At 66.3% G+C, this 15023-nt stretch carries 14 protein-coding genes; 9 read left to right on the forward strand and 5 right to left on the reverse strand.

All coding sequences use genetic code 11. From position 1 onward, the window contains the following. The first annotated feature begins 12 nt into the window (after positions 1-12). Positions 13-861: a 16S rRNA (cytidine(1402)-2'-O)-methyltransferase gene (rsmI, locus tag W823_RS54360; protein ID WP_023962873.1), complete on the forward strand. Its 849-nt coding sequence runs from the start codon at positions 13-15 to the stop codon at positions 859-861. Positions 862-944: 83 nt separating this feature from the next. Here the strand turns inward: rsmI and W823_RS54365 are convergent, their stop codons facing one another. The 3 genes from W823_RS54365 to nhaA form a co-directional block, all read right to left on the reverse strand. Next, entirely contained in the window at positions 945-2123 is a 1179-nt protein-coding gene (locus tag W823_RS54365; RefSeq protein WP_023962875.1) for an aminodeoxychorismate synthase component I, read from the reverse strand. A 20-nt stretch (positions 2124-2143) separates the two neighbouring features. Continuing rightward, positions 2144-3697: a methionine--tRNA ligase gene (gene metG, locus W823_RS54370; protein WP_023962877.1), complete on the reverse strand. Its 1554-nt coding sequence runs from the start codon at positions 3695-3697 to the stop codon at positions 2144-2146. 70 nt (positions 3698-3767) lie between these two features. Continuing rightward, positions 3768-5060 carry a Na+/H+ antiporter NhaA gene (nhaA, locus tag W823_RS54375; RefSeq protein WP_023962879.1) on the reverse strand — a complete coding sequence of 431 codons (1293 nt, stop codon included), beginning with the start codon at positions 5058-5060 and terminating at the stop codon, positions 3768-3770. Positions 5061-5326: 266 nt separating this feature from the next. Between nhaA and W823_RS54380 the strand changes: the two genes are divergently transcribed. Further along, positions 5327-5734 carry a TIGR03668 family PPOX class F420-dependent oxidoreductase gene (locus W823_RS54380; RefSeq protein ID WP_023962881.1) on the forward strand — a complete coding sequence of 136 codons (408 nt, stop codon included), beginning with the start codon at positions 5327-5329 and terminating at the stop codon, positions 5732-5734. Here the strand turns inward: W823_RS54380 and W823_RS54385 are convergent. Both W823_RS54385 and W823_RS54390 read right to left on the reverse strand, forming a co-directional pair. Continuing rightward, complete coding sequence (locus W823_RS54385; protein WP_023962883.1) at positions 5700-6632, reverse strand: alpha/beta fold hydrolase; 933 nt, start codon at positions 6630-6632, stop codon at positions 5700-5702. The genes W823_RS54380 and W823_RS54385 overlap by 35 nt on opposite strands. Positions 6633-6642: 10 nt before the next feature. After that, the gene (locus W823_RS54390) at positions 6643-7158 is read right to left on the reverse strand and encodes a GNAT family N-acetyltransferase (RefSeq protein ID WP_200866417.1); all 516 of its coding nucleotides are present in this window, start codon (positions 7156-7158) and stop codon (positions 6643-6645) included. 36 nt (positions 7159-7194) lie between these two features. Between W823_RS54390 and W823_RS54395 the strand changes: the two genes are divergently transcribed. The 7 genes from W823_RS54395 to W823_RS54425 all read left to right on the forward strand — a co-directional run bounded on the left by W823_RS54395 (position 7195) and on the right by W823_RS54425 (position 14864). Continuing rightward, entirely contained in the window at positions 7195-8040 is an 846-nt protein-coding gene (locus W823_RS54395) for a PhzF family phenazine biosynthesis protein (RefSeq protein WP_023962887.1), read from the forward strand. A 2-nt stretch (positions 8041-8042) separates the two neighbouring features. Next, complete coding sequence (locus tag W823_RS54400; protein WP_023962888.1) at positions 8043-8987, forward strand: TatD family hydrolase; 945 nt, start codon at positions 8043-8045, stop codon at positions 8985-8987. Positions 8988-9058: 71 nt separating this feature from the next. Continuing rightward, a complete protein-coding gene (locus W823_RS54405; RefSeq protein WP_031333550.1) occupies positions 9059-10180 on the forward strand; it encodes a resuscitation-promoting factor in 1122 nt (373 codons plus the stop codon). A 31-nt stretch (positions 10181-10211) separates the two neighbouring features. After that, positions 10212-11075 (forward strand): 16S rRNA (adenine(1518)-N(6)/adenine(1519)-N(6))-dimethyltransferase RsmA, encoded by an 864-nt coding sequence (gene rsmA / locus W823_RS54410; RefSeq protein WP_031333552.1) that lies wholly within the window; start codon positions 10212-10214, stop codon positions 11073-11075. A 24-nt stretch (positions 11076-11099) separates the two neighbouring features. After that, positions 11100-12038 carry a 4-(cytidine 5'-diphospho)-2-C-methyl-D-erythritol kinase gene (locus W823_RS54415; protein ID WP_023962892.1) on the forward strand — a complete coding sequence of 313 codons (939 nt, stop codon included), beginning with the start codon at positions 11100-11102 and terminating at the stop codon, positions 12036-12038. Continuing rightward, a complete protein-coding gene (locus W823_RS54420) occupies positions 12035-13849 on the forward strand; it encodes an ABC-F family ATP-binding cassette domain-containing protein (protein WP_023962894.1) in 1815 nt (604 codons plus the stop codon). Before W823_RS54415 ends, W823_RS54420 begins: the two co-directional genes overlap by 4 nt. A 13-nt stretch (positions 13850-13862) precedes the next feature. Continuing rightward, positions 13863-14864, forward strand: a complete 1002-nt coding sequence (locus tag W823_RS54425; protein WP_023962896.1) for an enoyl-CoA hydratase/isomerase family protein — start codon at positions 13863-13865, stop codon at positions 14862-14864. Positions 14865-15023 lie beyond the last annotated feature (159 nt).

Genomic DNA, 15023 nt, shown 5'->3' on the forward strand with positions numbered 1-15023 from the left:
GGCTGTGCGGTGATGAACTCTCCGCAGCCACAAGGCCAACTCGTACTCGCCGCGACCCCGATGGGACGCATCGACGACGCGTCCCCCCGACTCCGGGAGGCACTGGCCGCTGCCGACGTGGTGGCCGCGGAAGACACCCGCCGCGCGAAGGCGCTGGCTGCGGGGCTGGGCGTGACCATCGGCGGCCGGGTGGTGAGCTATTACGACCAGGTCGAGGTGAAGCGAACCCCGGCCCTGGTGGACGAGGTTCGGTCGGGCGCCACCGTCCTGGTGATCACCGATGCCGGCATGCCGTCGGTCTCCGACCCGGGCTATCGGCTGGTGGTCGCGTGTATCGAGGCGGATCTACCCGTCACGTGCCTGCCAGGACCGTCCGCGGTGACCACCGCGCTGGCCGTGTCGGGTCTGCCGGTGGAGCGCTTTTGCTTCGACGGCTTCGCTCCCCGCAAGTCAGGGCAACGTCGATCGTGGTTCACCGAGTACATCGACGAGGCGCGCACGGTTGTCTTCTTCGAGGCACCACACCGGCTCGCGGACTGTCTGCTCGATGCGGTGGCAGTGCTGGGGCCCGACCGGCGCGCCGCGGTGTGCCGCGAGCTGACCAAGACGTACGAAGAGGTGCGCCGTGGGTCGCTCGGCGAGCTCGCGGAGTGGGCGGCCCAGGGTGTGCGCGGCGAGATCACCGTGGTTCTCGACGGCGCGGTCGCGGGCGAACCGGACATCGAAGCGCTTGTGGCGCGCGTCGAGGAGGTTGTCGCCGGGGGAGTGCGCCTCAAAGATGCCTGTGCCCAGTTCGCGGCGAAGACAGGTGCCTCGCGCCGCGAACTGTACGAGGCGGTGCTCGCGAGCCGCGAGAGCTGATTCCGGCACTGGCGCACTGGCGCACGGGTCGCGGTCTCGCGCAACGGAACGACGAACCGGTGCGCCGTGCACCGGAAGGCGCGTCAGGCGGGCTGGATACCGAGGATGGCCGCGGCTTTGTCCAGGCACTCCTGCCATTCGCCGTCGGGGTCGGAGTCGATGGTGATCCCCCCGCCGACGCCCAGGAACGCCGCGCCATCCGGGGCGATCTCCACGGTGCGGATCGCCACGTTCAGGTCGAGTCCGGAGATGGGGGAGACCACTCCGACTGCCCCGCAGTACAACCCGCGGGAGTTCTGCTCCCATTCCGAAAGCAATTCGCGAGCACGGGCTTTCGGCGTACCCGTCACCGAGGCGGGTGGAAACGTGGCGTCGATCAGTTCCGAATTTGACACCGATGGCGGCACCGTTGCCTGCACCGTGGACACCAGATGCCACACGCCGGGCGCGGGATGCACGTCGAGCAACTCGGTCACTGCGACGGTGCCGGTGAGCGCCACTCTGCCCAGGTCGTTGCGCACGAGATCGACGATCATGATGTTCTCTGCGACATCCTTGGCGGAGTCGAGCAACAGCTGTGGGTCGAGGTCGATGGGCAGGGTGCCCTTGATGGGGCTCGAGGTCACCACCGATCCTCGTCGATGAAGAAAGGTCTCGGGCGAGAACGAGACGACAGATCCCCAATCGCCATGCAGCAGAGCTGCTTTGCGAGGGCGGGTGAAGTGCACGCCGTCGGCGAAGTAGTTGGCCGCCGAACCTGCGAACCGGCCGGCGAAACGGGTGCAGATACAGGCTTGATAGACCTCGCCGGCACGGATGGCCTCGAGGCACTGCGCAATGGCCTCCACGTGTGGTCGCTGCGCGGGCGGCTGCCAGGTGACCGACCATGTGCGGCTGTGATGCTCGCCGAGACTGGCGCGTACCCAGTCCGGACACTCCTGACCGTTCAGCGACGTCCACCACCAGCTGCCCGTCCGGTCGAGTTCGAGCACATTGTCGGTCTCACCGCCGGCAGCGGGAGGCAACGGGTTCTCGCTGACGCGATCAGGGAAACCCTGGTAGCCGAACCAGAACCCTTGCGGGTCATCGGGTATCGGGACTCCGGCCCGAAGGTCGATCGACGGAGCGATGACGGCATCGGAGTCGAGCCAATCGCCGATCAGCGCCGCCGGACCGGGTATCCCGAGCCGTCGGGTGTGAAAGTCCAGGGCGCGCACCACATCAGACGCCGAACCCGGACCGAGTTCAACGCTTCGCAACACCAGTCCGCGCCCTGATCTCGTCAGCTCTTGGGGAGTTCGTACCGGGGGAAGACGGGCGTCGGTTTCGGAAGCGCCGTTCCGGCGGTCAGCCGCTCTCCGATGGACTCGAAAGTGCGCGAATCCTGCTTCACGGCAAGGAGATCGAGGAGCGTGCCGGTTGATTCCGGCATGGCCGGCTGCGCCAGCAGCGTGGTGATCCGAACGACCTCCGCGCAGACGTACAGCACGGTGCCGGTGCGTTCGAGGTCGGTCTTCGCGAGCTTCCACGGCTGTTCGACGGAGATGTACTTGTTGGTGTCGCCCAGCACCTCCCAGATCACCTCGAGTGCGGTGTGGATGGCTTGCTGATCCATTTCCGTGCGCACGCGAGCCAGCAGGCCGTCGGCCTTGTCCAGCAACGTGGTGTCGGCGTCGGTGAGGGCGGCGGGTGCCGGCAGGACACCGTCGAAGTACTTGCCGACCATGGACAGTGTCCGCTGCGCGAGATTGCCCAGTTCGTTGGCGAGGTCCGCATTGACCCGCGCGACGATGGCCTCGTGACTGTAGGACCCGTCCTGCCCGAACGGCACCTCGCGCAGGCAGAAGAAGCGGATGGGGTCGAGACCGAACTCGTTCACCAGTACGTACGGGTCGACGACGTTTCCGATCGATTTGCTCATCTTCTCGCCGCTGTTGAGCAGGAATCCATGGGCGTACACCCGTTTGGGTAGCTCAATGCCTGCGCTCATCAGAAAAGCGGGCCAGTACACACAGTGGAATCGGATGATGTCCTTGCCGATGATGTGCAGATCGGCGGGCCAGAACTTCTTCCATCGCTCCGAGTCGGTGTCGGGGTAGCCCGCAGCGGTGATGTAGTTGGTCAGCGCGTCGACCCAGACGTACATGACGTGGTCGTCGTGGCCGGGGACCTGCACGCCCCAGTCGAAGGTGGTGCGCGACACCGACAGATCGCGCAGTCCGCCGCGGACAAAGCTCGACACCTCGTTGCGGCGGGTTCCCGGGCCGATGAACTCCGGGTGCTGCTCGTAGAGGTCCAGCAGTTTGTCCTGGTAGGCGGACAGCCGGAAGAAGTACGCCTCTTCTTCGGTCCACTCCACCGGCGTCTGGGTTTCGGTCGAGACCCTCGTACCGTCTTCGTTCACGGTGGTGTCCGACTCGGAGTAGAACGCCTCGTCCCGGATCGAGTACCAGCCCGAGTATTTGTCGAGGTAGATGTCGCCGCCCGCGACCATTCGTTCCCAGATGGCCTGCGACGCGACATGGTGGTCGGCGTCGGTGGTCCGGATGAACCGGTCGAAGCTGCTACCGAGGGTCTCCTGCAAGGTGCGGAACGCTGCGGAGTTCCGATCGGCGAGGGCCCGGGTCTCGATGCCTTCCTTCTCGGCGGTCTGCTGCATCTTCTGTCCGTGCTCGTCGGTGCCGGTGACGAACAGCACGTCGTAGCCGTCGAGTCGTTTGAATCGGGCGATGGCGTCCGCGGCGATGTACTCGTACGCGTGCCCGATGTGTGGTGCCCCGTTGGGGTAAGCGATGGCCGTGGTGATGTAAAACGGCGGTTTCGATGCAGAAGCCATGGTGGGTGACAGCTTATCGCCGATGTGTCGAGGCCATCACCGGGCCTGACCGGCTCATCTCACTGCTCGGTCAACGGGACTGTGGCGTCTGATAGACGTCCGGGATGCCGTCGTGGTTGTCATCGACGCTTTCTTCGGCACAGATGGCCCGGTAGTGCCGATTGCGGATGCGCAGCAGGACGGCCGCGAGTACAGCGGCCAGCAGTGACCCGGTGAGCACGCCGATCTTCACGTGTTCGTCGCGTTCGGAGCCGATGCCGTAGGCCAGGTCGCCGATGAGCAGGGACACGGTGAATCCGATACCGGCCAGCATCGCGATGCCGAGGACATCGATCCAGCGAATCGCCGTGTCGAGGCTCGCGCGGGTGAAGGCCGACAGCAGTCGGGTGGTGCCGAAGATCCCCAGCGGCTTACCCAGGACAAGTCCGGCGATGATGCCCAGTGCGATCGGATCTCGCAGGGCGTCGGTGAACCCGGACAGACCGCCGATGGCGACGCCCGCGGCGAAGAACGCGAACACCGGGACCGCGAAGCCGGCGGAGATGGGCCTGATCCGGTGCTCGAAGTGTTCGGCGAGGCCGGGGCCTGCGTCGGGGCCTCCGGCTGCCTTGCTGCGGATCACCGGAACGGTGAACCCGAGGAGCACGCCGGCCACGGTTGCGTGGATGCCCGATTCGTGTACAAACGCCCACGTCAACGCGGCGAGTGGGAGGAGGACCCACCAGGACCGGATGCGTCGCTGAACGCAGACCGCGAACAAGGCGAGCGGCAGCACCGCGAGCGCAAGCGCTCCCACGTTGACGTCCTCGGTGTAGAACACCGCGATGACGGTGATCGCGAGTAGGTCGTCGACGACGGCGAGGGTCAACAGGAACGTGCGTAGCGCGGAAGGCAGATGGGTGGAGATGACGGCCAGCACCGCGACAGCGAAGGCGATGTCGGTGGCCGTGGGGATGGCCCACCCTTCGACGGCGCCGTCACCGGCCGGCAGGGTGATGGCCACGAAGATCGCTGCGGGCACCACCATCCCGCCGACGGCCGCGGCGATCGGGAGCGCGGCACGCGCAGGATTGCGGAGATCGCCGGCGACGAACTCGCGCTTGAGTTCGAGGCCCACGACGAAGAAGAAGATGGCGAGCAGCCCGTCGGCCGCCCAGGTTGCCAGACTGAGGTCGAGATGCAGCCCCAGCGCGTCCGACCCGACGGTCGTCTCACCCAGCGACGTGTAGGCATCGGACCACGGGGAGTTCGCCCACACCAGCGCTATCACCGTGGCGACCAGTAGCAAGGCCCCTCCGACGGTCTCTTTTCGGAGAATCGACGAGACCCGTGATACCTCCGACCACGATCCCCGGGCGAACATGGGGAGGGTGGGTCCCCGCGAGGGTGACCCGGCCGAACCTGGCGGTGTCGGGTCGGTGGGCTCAGGAGCTTGGTTGTCAGACAACGGGATACCTCACATCTGTCGGTGATGACATGACACGGCACGCAGATGTCTTACGCGTTGCACGTGGCCGACCAGACTTCCCGGCACTCCTGGGGGATCACTTTACAAGGTCTGTACAGGCTCTGCCGACAGCTCAGTGCGCATCGCCGTCCCCGTCCCCGCTCCGCGATCTAGGCTGAGTCGTGGCCGTCTCCGACCCGAAACAGTTGTTTGCCAGTGCACCCGTCGCCCGACTGGGCACGGTGTCCGCCGACCACCGACCCCATGTGGTCCCGGTGGTGTTCGCCGTGGCCGGCGAGGTGATCTATACCGCGGTCGACGGCAAGCCGAAGTCCGGCAGACCCTTGCGGCGCCTGGCGAACATCGCCGAATGCCCGGACGTCAGCCTGGTGGTGGATCACTACGAGGATGACTGGAGCCGACTGTGGTGGGTGCGGGCCGACGGGTGTGCCCGCGTTCACGAAAGCGGCCCCGAAGTGCATGACGCATTGAGGATGCTGCGTGCCAAATACCCGCAGTATCAGACTGTTTCGCTCGACGGTCCGGTGATCGCCGTCACTGTGCGGCGTTGGAGTTCGTGGACCGGCTGAAGTTGGCCACCAACTCGGAGATGAACTGAGGCCAGAGCGGTTCGGGCAGATCATGGCCCATGCCGTCGATCAACACGAGCTTGGAACCCTTGATCGCCCGCGCGATGGCCTTGCCGCCTGACGGGCGCATCAAACCGTCGGCCTTACCGTGGATCACCACGGTCGGTGCCGTGATCGCGGTGGTGTACTTCTTCAGGCTTCCGGTTCCCATCACCGCGCAGGTCTGACGCACCACACCGGCGGGGTCGTGCGCGCGGTCGTACGCTGCGGTCGACCGTCGCAGGGCCTCGTCCCAGCTGAGTTCGTACTTCGGGCTGCCGATGGCCCGGATCGCCTTGGCTGCGTTCTCGATGTAGGCCTCGCGGGTGGCGCCTTTTCCGGGTCCGGACAGCAGCGCCCACAGTTTGCGCGGATCCGGAGGTGGCAGGAAGGCTTCGTTGGTGCTGGAGAAGAAGATCGCCAGCGAGAGCACCCGCTCGGGGTGTCGGCCCGCGAGGACCTGGGCGATCATGCCGCCCATCGATCCGCCGACCACGTGCGCCTGCTCGATCTCGAGGGTGTCGAGCAGGCCCACGGCGTCCTGCGCCATGTCCACGAGGGTGTAGGGGACATCGCTGGGAAGACCGAGTTGGTGGCGGGCCATCCTGGTGAGCATCGAACCGCCGACGCGTACGCCGTCGAGATGCGTCGAGAGGCCGATGTCCCGGTTGTCGAAGCGGATCACCCGATAACCCCTGGCGGCGATGGACTCACAGAAAGCGGTCTGCCAGAACGTCAACTGCGCGCTGAGACCCATGATCAGCAGTACGGCCGGATCGTTCGGGTCACCCATGTCCTCGTAAGCGATCGTGATGTCGCCGACCTGCGCCGTGCCTACCCGGTTCTCGATCTCACTCATCGTCACGACCTTAGTACCCGGCCCCGCGGGCGGAGGGTGAAGTCTCGTCGTCGGACCGCAGGGATTTCGCGTAGCAGCGGCTCAACGGGCTGCCCGCGTAATGGCAGTAGTTCTCGATGAGGGAGTACCCCAACGACTCGTACAGCGCCATCGCCTCCGGTTGGCGGGTGCCGGTCTCGAGCCGGACCACGTTGGTCCCACGTGTGTTCGCCCGATGCTCGAGTGCATTCATCAGTGACCGCGCCACGCCTCGCCCGCGCTGCCCGGGCTCGACGTACAGCCGCTTGACCTCGTCGAGTCCAGGGCGCACACCGATCAAGACGACAACACCAACCGCTACTCCGTCGACAACGGCCACGAAGTGGTCGCCGGTCGTGGGAAGGGGTTCGAGCTCCACGTCACCGGGGTAGCGGACATTCAGCTCGGCGACGGCAGCGGCGACCAAGCGCTGCACATCGGAGTCGTCGGCCGGCCGGGTCTCGATGTCCGTCCGGGTCCCGCCATCACGGCCCATGTCTATATCCATTGGAAAACGGTAAAACGACCAGGGCACAATTCACACATGCCCCTGCGCCCCTTCCAGCAAGTCGACGTCTTCGTGTCCGGATCCCTCTCGGGGAACGCTGTCGCCGTCGTCTTCGACGCCGACGGCTTGACCGATGCGTCGATGGCGGCCTTCGCGAACTGGACGAATCTGGCGGAGACGACGTTCTTCCAGACCCCTGACGACCCGGCGGCGGACAAGCTGCGCATCTTCACCACCGCCGAAGAGCTACCGTTCGCCGGTCACCCCACCCTCGGGTCAGCTCACGCTTGGTTGCGTGCGGGTGGAGTCCCCAAGGGCGACAACATCGTTCAGGAGTGCGGCGCCGGGCTGGTCACGATCAGGTCCGACGGTGACCGCCTGGCTTTCGCGAGTCCTCCGCTGGTCCGGTCGGGGGCTGTCGACAACTCGGATCTGGCCACGATCCACAAAGCCCTGGGGCTCGCGCCGTCCGATGTGGTCGCCTCGAACTGGGTGGACAACGGGCCACGGTGGATCGGCCTGATGCTCACCTCCGCGCAGCGAGTACTCGATGTCCGCCCGGATTTTGATGCACTCGGGTCGCTCAACGTCGGTGTGATCGGCCCGTATCGGGGAGATGTGCCCATGCCCGCCGATCGGCCGGATTTTGAGGTCCGGGCGTTCATCCCGGGGGTCGCCGCGCCCGAGGATCCGGTGACGGGGAGTCTCAATGCCGGCCTCGCGACGTGGCTGCGCGGTGAGCAGCAGGTATCGGCGTCGTACGTGGCCTCGCAGGGGACCGTGCTCGGCCGGGCGGGCCGGGTCTACATCGACGATGACGGCACCGACATCTGGGTCGGTGGCCGCAGTGCCACCGTCATCAGCGGCGAGGTGGACCTGTAGCGATGGCAGACCACCAGAGCACCACCCCTGACGGCAATACCCCTGACGGCAATACCCCTGACGGAAACATCACCGACGGCAACGACTCCTCGGTCAGCAACAAGGAGTTGAAGAAGCAGCGTCGCCGGACCCCGCCGCCGGATCCCGAGCCCCTTGCACCGTTGATCGATTCCCACACCCACCTGGCTGCCTGTGGCGGCCGCGACGTCGATTCGGTGACCGCCATCCTCGACCACGCCGAATCCGTCGGCGTGCGGGCGGTGGTCACGGTTGCCGATGACATGGTCGACGCCCGCTGGGCAGTTTCCGCAGCACAGTGGGACCAGCGGGCGTACGCCGCGGTGGCCCTGCACCCCACCCACGCCCATGAGCTGGACGACGCCGCCAAGGCGGAGCTCGAGCAGATGCTCACCGATCCCAGGGTCGTCGCGGTCGGGGAGACCGGCCTCGACTACTACTGGCCGGGTCGATCGGACGACTGCGCCACGGTGCCGCAACAACACGAGGCGTTCGCCTGGCACATCGACCTCGCAAAGAGGGTCGGCAAGCCGTTGATGATCCACAATCGTGAGGCCGATCGGGATCTGCTGGACATGCTTGCTCGGGAGGGGGCGCCGGACACGGTGATCATGCACTGCTTCTCGGGAGACGAGCAGATAGCGGCTGAGTGCATCGAGCGGGGCTATCTGCTGAGTTTCGCCGGGACGGTCAGTTTCAAGAATTCCATCACGTTGCAGGCGGCTGCCAAGTTGGTGCCGGACCACCTGCTGCTGATCGAGACGGACGCGCCCTTCCTGACCCCGCACCCGTACCGCGGGCAGCCGAACCAGTCGTACGTGCTCCCGTACACCGCGCGAGCGCTGGCGGAGGTGCGAGGACAGGACGCCGCTGAGGTCGCCGGGGCTATCACTGCCAACGCCGCGAGGGCCTACGGTCTCAACATCTGAACAACGGCCTGAGCAGGCCTTTTACCTGTCGCTTTGCACAAAACACACCATCCCGTTATCTTAACGTGATCATGTCTGTGCTCTCTCGTATCAACTCGTCGACCTCCCGCACCCCGCGTATCGCTGTCGCCCTTCTGCTCATCGTGCTCATCGCCGGCGGCATCATGGGCACCGCGATGTACAAGAACGTCACCATCGACGTAGACGGGGAGCTCAAGACGGTGGCCACGATGCGCACCTCCGTCGAGGGCATCCTCCAGGAACAGGGCTACGACCCGTCTGGTGGAGATCTGGTCCAGCCGGCCCCGGACGCGGGTGTCGGCGACGGTGAGACCATCACGTTCCACCGGCTCAAGACCCTGACCGTGAACGTCGACGGCAGCCCCCGGGAGATCAAGACCAACGCCACCACCGTCGAGCAGGCACTGGCGCAGGTGAACCTGGTATCGGACTCGATCGAGATCGAAGGCCCCACCACCGACCAGCTCCCCGTCTCCGGCGGCCTGGTGAACGTGGTGCTGCCCAAGAAGGTGCACCTGACCGACGGATCCGAGAAGGTCACCAAGGACATCGCGGCCAAGACCGTCGCCGAACTCCTCGCGGACACGGGTAAGCCTCTTGCCCCCACCGATGAGGTGACACCGGCGCCCGACACCCCGGTGACCAACAACATGGACATCACGGTGACGCGTATCCGCACCGAGACGATCACCGTCACCGAACCCGTCGCGCCGCCCGAGAACAAGGTCGACGACCCGAACCTCGTCAAAGACCGCAAGGTCGTCAAGAAGCCGGGTACCCCCGGTTCGCAAGAGGTCACCTACGAGGTGACGACGGTCAACGGCAAGGAGACCGCGAAGAAGCAGGTCGATGCCGAGGTCAAGGTCGAACCGGTTGCCGCAGAAGTTGCCGTGGGCACCAAACCGGGTGCGCCGTACGTGCCGCCGGGCTCGGTGTGGGATGCGTTGGCGCAGTGCGAGGCCACCGGTAACTGGGCGATCAACACCGGCAACGGCTTTTACGGTGGCGTGCAGTTCGACCAGAACACCTGGGACCGCTGGGGTGGGCAGGAATACGCCCCACGTGCCGACCTCGCGACCCGTGAAGAACAGATCGCAATTGCCACCAAGACCCAGGCCGCGCAAGGATGGGGCGCGTGGCCCTCTTGTTCCTCGAAACTCGGCTTGCGCTGACCGCGCAGGCACCCGTTGATCGGGCAGCGCTCTGACGAACTCGCCCGCGTTGCTCGGACCCGTCGAAATCCGGGAACTCGCAGCCGCTCTCGACATCCGGCCCACCAAGACGCTGGGGCAGAACTTCGTTCACGACGCGAACACCGTGCGGCGGATCGTCGCGGCGTCAGGAGTCGGAGGCGATGACGTCGCCCTGGAGGTCGGCCCGGGGCTCGGCTCGCTGACCCTGGGGTTGCTCGGCGCGGCACGATCGGTGCTCGCCGTCGAGATCGACCCTCGCCTCGCCGGTCGTCTGCCCGGCACTGTCGCCGACCGCGCGCCCGATCAGGCAGGTGAACTCACCGTTGTCACCGCCGACGCACTGCGGGTCACGGCAGCCGATCTCCCGCAGGCGCCCACCGCGCTGGTCGCCAACCTCCCGTACAACGTCGCGGTGCCGGTTCTGCTGCACCTGATGTCGGAGTTCCCGAGCATCACCTCGGCCCTGGTGATGGTGCAACTCGAAGTGGCCCAACGGCTCGCCGCGGGGCCAGGTGGCCGCGTCTACGGGGTCCCCAGCGTCAAGGCGCGCTTCTTCGGAGAGGTCGGGCAGGCCGGAACCGTGGGGCGCAGCGTGTTCTGGCCCGAACCCAAGGTGGAATCGGGACTCGTGCGGATCCGCCGATACGCCCAGGCGCCGTGGCCGATCGACGAAGTACATCGACGTCGGGTGTTCTCGGTGATCGATGCGGCTTTCGCCCAGCGACGCAAGACATTACGTGCCGCCCTCTCGGGACTCGCCGGCTCTGCCGCACAGGCAGAGAGCATGCTGGTCGCCGCCGGGATCGACCCAGGTCTGCGCGGTGAGCGGCTGGCCATCGAGGACTACGTCGCGCTCGCCGCGCAACTCGATTAGGAGGGCCGCATAGACTTGAACACCGTGTTGTCTGTCGTCCCACGCCCCGTCACCGTTCGGGTGCCTGCCAAGGTGAATCTGCACCTGGGGGTGGGTTTGCCGCGTCGTGACGGCTATCACGAATTGACCACCGTCTTCCAGGCGCTCTCGCTGTCGGACACCATCTCGGTGGTCCCGGCCGACGACCTGGCGATCACCGTCACCGGCGACAGCGCCGGCGCGGTACCGCTCGATGCAACCAATCTCGCCTGGCGCGCGGCGGAGCTGATGGCCCGGGTGGCCGGTCGCGAGCCCGCTGTCGCCATCAGCATCACCAAGGGGATTCCCGTCGCCGGCGGGATGGCCGGGGGAAGCGCGGATGCTGCCGGGACACTGGTGGCCTTGGCACGGTTGTGGCGACTGGACATCGGTCGCGACAAGATGCGCGACCTCGCGGCCGAACTGGGCAGCGACGTCCCGTTTGCGGTGCGGGGCGGTACCGCGCTCGGCACGGGGCGTGGCGAGAAATTGACCACCGTGCTCTCACGCGGCGAGTACCACTGGGTGCTGGCCGTGGCCAAGGAAGGACTCAGTACCGCCGCCGTGTACCGCGAACTCGATCAACTCCGTAGGTCGTATTCCTCAGAAGAGGACACCGGCACCTACACCGAATCGCCCGACGAACTCTTGCAGGCGCTGGCGTCGGGGGACCCCGTGCGCGTGGCGGCCTTGCTGCACAACGACATGCAACCGGCCGCGCTGTCGATGCGACCGGCGCTTCGTAGGACACTGCGCGCAGGCGTCGACGCCGGGGCGCTGGCCGGAATCGTGTCCGGGTCCGGACCGACCTGCGCGTTCCTGTGTGCCGATGAGACGTCCGCCGTGACCACCGCCGCCGAGTTGTCGGGAGCCGGGGTGTGCCGCGCAGTCCGGACCGCATCCGGACCGGTTGCCGGCGCCCGCCTGATCGAAGGGGCCGCATGACCACCGCAGCACGAAAGACGAACGGCGCGAACCTCATCAGCGTCGAGAACATCAGCAAGTCGTTCGGGGTGAAGCCGCTGCTCGAGAAGGTGAGCCTCGGTGTGCAGGAAGGCGACCGGATCGGGGTCGTCGGCCTCAACGGTGGTGGCAAGACCACGATGTTGGAGATCCTGGCCGGTATCGAACCCCCCGACGAAGGCCGTGTCGCAAGGGGTACCGGTCTGCGGATGGCGGTGGTGACCCAGCGCGGACATCTGCCGCCGGAGGAAACCATCGGCCAGGTTGTGCTCGGACCCCTCGATGTGGCCGAACACGAATGGGCCGGCGACGCCCGGATCCGTTCGGTGCTGGCCGGAATCGGCATCGGCGCACTGGGTCTGGACACTCTGGTGACCGACCTCTCGGGTGGACAGCGGCGCCGGGTCGCACTGGCGGCCGCACTGGTCCAGGACCTCGACCTGTTGATCCTCGACGAGCCCACCAACCACCTCGACCTCGAGGGCATTGCCTGGCTCGCAGACCATCTGGTCTCGCGGCGCAGTGCACTCGTGGTGGTCACGCACGATAGGTGGTTCCTCGACCGCGTCGCCACCCAGACATGGGAGGTGCAGAACGGCAACGTCGAGAGTTACGAAGGCGGTTACAACGACTGGGTGTATGCCCGCGCGGAACGGTCGCGGTTGTCCGACGCTGCCGAGGAACGCCGGCAGAACCTGGCCCGGAAAGAACTCGCCTGGCTGCGGCGTGGCCCCCCGGCTCGCACGTCGAAGCCGAAGTACCGGATCCAGGCCGCGGAAAAGCTGATCGCCGATGTGCCGCCACCGCGAGATTCGGTGGCGTTGGCCAGTTTTGCCAAACGGCGACTCGGCAAGGTTGTCATCGAGCTGGAAGATGCACGCCTGACGACCCCGGACGGACGCGTCCTGCTCGACGACCTCACCTGGCGCCTGGCGCCGGGGGAGCGGATCGGACTCGTCGGTATCAACGGCTCGGGTAAGACAACCCTGCTCCGCACACTGGCCGGTGAGACACCGCCTGCCGCGGGCAAGAGGATCGAAGGTCAGACCGTTTCGATCGGCTGGCTGCGCCAGGAACTCGACGACCTGCCCGTCGACATGCGCGTGATCGAGGCGGTCGAAGATGTGGCGGGCCGGATCACCCTGGGTGACAAGGAGATATCGGCCGGCCAGTTGGCCGAACGGTTGGGCTTCACCCCGGCCAAGCAGCGCACGCCGGTCGGTGATCTCTCCGGTGGGGAACGTCGCCGACTGCAGTTGACCCGAGTCTTGATGGCGCAGCCCAATGTGCTGCTGCTCGACGAGCCCACCAACGACCTCGACATCGACACGTTGCAGCAACTGGAAGATCTGCTCGACAACTGGGCGGGCACGCTCGTGGTCATCAGTCACGACAGGTTCTTGATCGAGCGGATCTGCGAGAGCACCTGGGCACTGTTCGGTGACGGCCGACTGACCAACCTGCCGGGCGGCATCGAGCAGTACCTCAAGAAGCTCGCGGCCGGACCGGCACCGACCTCGGCGGCCCCGTCACGCCCCGGCACGACCCCGGCAACGGGTGCCGGTGCTGCAAAGGGCTCCGGCAGCGAGCGAGACATGCAGAAGTCGCTCAAACGCCTGGAGAAGCAGGTGGTGCGGTTGGTCGACCGCGAGAAGCACCTGCACGAACTGCTGGCCGCGGCCGCAACCGATGCAGACCAGTTGATGAAGCTCAATGCTGAGCTCAAAGACGTTGTCGCAGAGCGGGAAGCGGCCGAGGAGTCATGGATGGAACTCGCCGACCAGGTCGGCTGAGAAGGAGGAATCGATGTCGTTCATCCGTACACAGGTCTCAGGTGGGGTCGGCGAGATCATCCTCGACCGCCCCAAGGCGCTCAATGCCCTGGACCAGACGATGGTGGACGACATGTTTCCCGTCCTCACGGCGTGGGCTGACGATCCGGCCATCGAACTCGTGCTGGTCACCTCGGCCAGCGACCGGGCATTCTGCGCAGGTGGCGACATCCGTGCGATCCGGGACGCCGCCGTTGCCGGCGACCACGCTTCTGTCACACGGTATTTCAGCGCAGAATACGAGCTGGACCAGCTGATCGCCGAGTACCCCAAGCCTTATGTCGCGCTGATCGACGGTGCTGCGATGGGTGGCGGACTCGGCATCAGTGTGCACGGTGAGGTTCGCGTGGTCAGTGAAAAGGCCATGATCGCAATGCCCGAGACGGCAATCGGGTTCATCCCGGACATCGGATCCACCTACTTTTTGCCGCGACTGCCTGCCGGCGTCGGGCTCTGGCTGGGCCTCACCGGCGCGCGGGTGCGTGGCGCGGACGCGGTGGCGCTCGGCCTGGCCACCCACTTCGTGCCGAGCGATCTGTTCGAGGGCCTGGCGGATGACATCCGCTCGGGAGTGCCGCTGGGACAGGCGTTGTCGGGACGCGCGGAGCCCGTCACCGGGACCGAGCTGCCGCTGGCGAAGATCGCCGAGTACTTCAGCGACGACCCGATCGAGGCGATCGTCGGCGGGTTGCGCGGCGCGGTGATCGACGAATGGGCCACCGAGATGGTTGCCCTGCTCGACAAGGCATCACCCACCAGCCTTGCCGTGACGGCTGCCATGATCGACCTCGGTAGCCGCTCAACACTTGATCAGTGCCTCGAACGAGAGCTCAACGCCGCCGAACAGATCACCCGCACTCACGACTTCGCCGAAGGGGTCCGGGCCGTGCTGGTGGACAAGGATCGAAACCCGCGGTTCGACCCGGCCGACCTCGCCGATGTGGATCCAGCAGTGGTCGCCCGCATCGTCGGCTAGCGCTCACCTGACCGGAGGTCGAGTCCGACCCCGCGGCGGTGAGTTGTGCGTGACCATGCTGATTCTGGTCGACCTGGCCATTCGTACAGCGCGGTGACATCCCGTGCCATACTCTCGACACCACGAGTGGGTCATCTGACCCACTCACTCGGTGGCGAA

The sequence above is a fragment of the Williamsia sp. D3 genome, from assembly GCF_000506245.1.
In the GTDB taxonomy this organism is placed as follows: domain Bacteria; phylum Actinomycetota; class Actinomycetes; order Mycobacteriales; family Mycobacteriaceae; genus Williamsia; species Williamsia muralis.